The organism is Blautia sp. DFI.3.45, from assembly GCF_020593505.1.
GTDB classification, from domain to species: Bacteria; Bacillota; Clostridia; order Lachnospirales; family Lachnospiraceae; genus Blautia_A; species Blautia_A wexlerae.
Window position 1 is genome coordinate 1 of record NZ_JAJDMI010000110.1, and the last position, 1,890, is coordinate 1,890.

General features: G+C 41.6%; 1 protein-coding gene and 1 pseudogene. Both read left to right on the plus strand.

Annotated features, from left to right (window positions below):
• A pseudogene (locus tag LJE09_RS17070) lies at positions 1-828 on the plus strand (hypothetical protein); the annotation flags it as partial.
• A gap of 202 nt (positions 829-1,030) precedes the next feature.
• Positions 1,031-1,837: a Cof-type HAD-IIB family hydrolase gene (locus LJE09_RS17075; protein WP_227226927.1), complete on the plus strand. Its 807-nt coding sequence runs from the start codon at positions 1,031-1,033 to the stop codon at positions 1,835-1,837.
• The last annotated feature ends 53 nt before the right edge of the window (positions 1,838-1,890 follow it).

The window sequence follows — 1,890 nt, forward strand, 5'->3', positions numbered from 1 at the left end:
TACCGCACTTGTGTGTGTAATATTAATTACCATATGGTATGGTCAGTGAAATACCTGATAAAAACCCTGTATGCAGCAATCCCAAGAAGGATCGATAACCTGTCTAAGGTCCTGGTCAAAAGAAAGCTGGATTTTAATGACATCATTGCGGATGAACAGGAGTTGTTTGATGTGATGGTAAACAGAGTGCGAAATGCACATGACTTAGACAACTGTTCCGTAAGACCTACCGTTTTGGAAGCATTCCACCTGGACTGGAGGGATGTGACAGAAGAGGAACAAGATAAGGTTCTTTCCATGCTGAAAGGAAATGCCAGTCAGTATGTAAAAGCGTGGAGGATCCGTAACAGGAGGACAGAAGAACGATTCGACCGTTTCTGTCAGCAGGAACAGTTATCGGAAGGTCATGGGATTGATCATCTGTTCCATGGCTCCAGGACTGAGAATTTTTGGTCCATTGTCACAAACGGGCTTCTTATCAATCCGGACTGCGGAGTACAGCGTACCGGAAGTATGTTTGGAAACGGAACTTATTTTGCCCCGCTTGCCCAGAAATCCCTGGGTTATACAGACGGCGGGTACTGGGCCGGTGGAAACACTGATGTAAGATTTCTTGCAATCTACAGGGTTGCGACCGGTAAACATCATGACATTTATCAGGGTTGTGATACATCGCATACAAAAAATGTCTTTCAGAAAAAATACCCCGGAGCGCACTGCGCCTGGGCACATGGAAGAGGAACCGGAGGAACTACTCTGTTCAATGACGAGGTCGTTGTTTATGACGAAGCGCAGTCAACCATAGAATACCTGATCATGATGAAATAACCTGGTGGAGCTTTCGGGCTCCACCTTTTTCAATTATTCTAATGAAGATGTAAAGGAAACAATGCAGAAGAAAATTCACCGGATGCTGGTTACGGAAGCATGCCAAATGGCAGTATATTAGAATTAGGTGGATGTAATTGAAGAAAAAATATGATATCATGTGAGTAACAAATCGTAAATTATATGGAGGCGGAATTGTTTTATGGATTTTCAAATAATCGCACTGGATATTGACGGAACATTAACAGATGATCGAAAAAAAATATCCAGCCTGACATTGGAAACATTGATTGAAGCGGAGAAGAAAGGAATACGTCTTGTCCTTGCATCTGCTCGTCCAGCTCCCGGGCTTTTCAGTATTAGAGATCAGTTAAAAATGGAACAGTTCGGTGGAATTCTGATGTCTTATAATGGTGGAAGAATAACGGATTGCGAAGGAAATACGTTCTATGAAATCAGTATGGATCTTGCTACGACCAGGAGAATCCTCCGGTTTCTGGAAAAACTTCCGGTAACTGTTATCGTTGATGATGGCAAGATGTTTTATGTTACGGATAAAAACGGGTATAAGGTTGAATATGAATGCCGGAATAATCAGATGCAATGTACAGAGGGCGATAACTTGGCGGATTGGCTCACTTTTTCACCTATAAAGCTTCTTCTGGCGGTTGATCCTATGAAAATATATGAGGTACAGGAACAAATCAGAAACTTTCTGCCGGAGGATTTAACTGTTGTCAGAACTGCCGCCTTTTATCTGGAAATATTTTCTCGCAGAATTAATAAAGGGCAGGGTCTTTGTGATATATGCAGAATTTTGAAAATAGATGTAAGGAACAGCATTGCTTTCGGAGATTCCGAAAATGATATCCCTATGCTTAAAGCGGCAGGTATCGGAATCGCAATGAAAAACGCAGAGATGGATGTCAAAAAGGCATCGGATATGTGCACTTTATCAAACAATGAAGATGGTATACCTTACGCTTTAAGTGAGCTCAATGTAATATAAATCGGAATTTCAGGAGGTGTTTTTATGCCACAAATGAATAAGGGAGGAAAATT

Excerpts from the sequence above, each read along its gene's own strand:
- LJE09_RS17075 (WP_227226927.1), top strand. The coding sequence starts at position 1,031 with ATGGATTTTCAAATAATCGCACTGGATATTGACGGAACATTAACAGAT.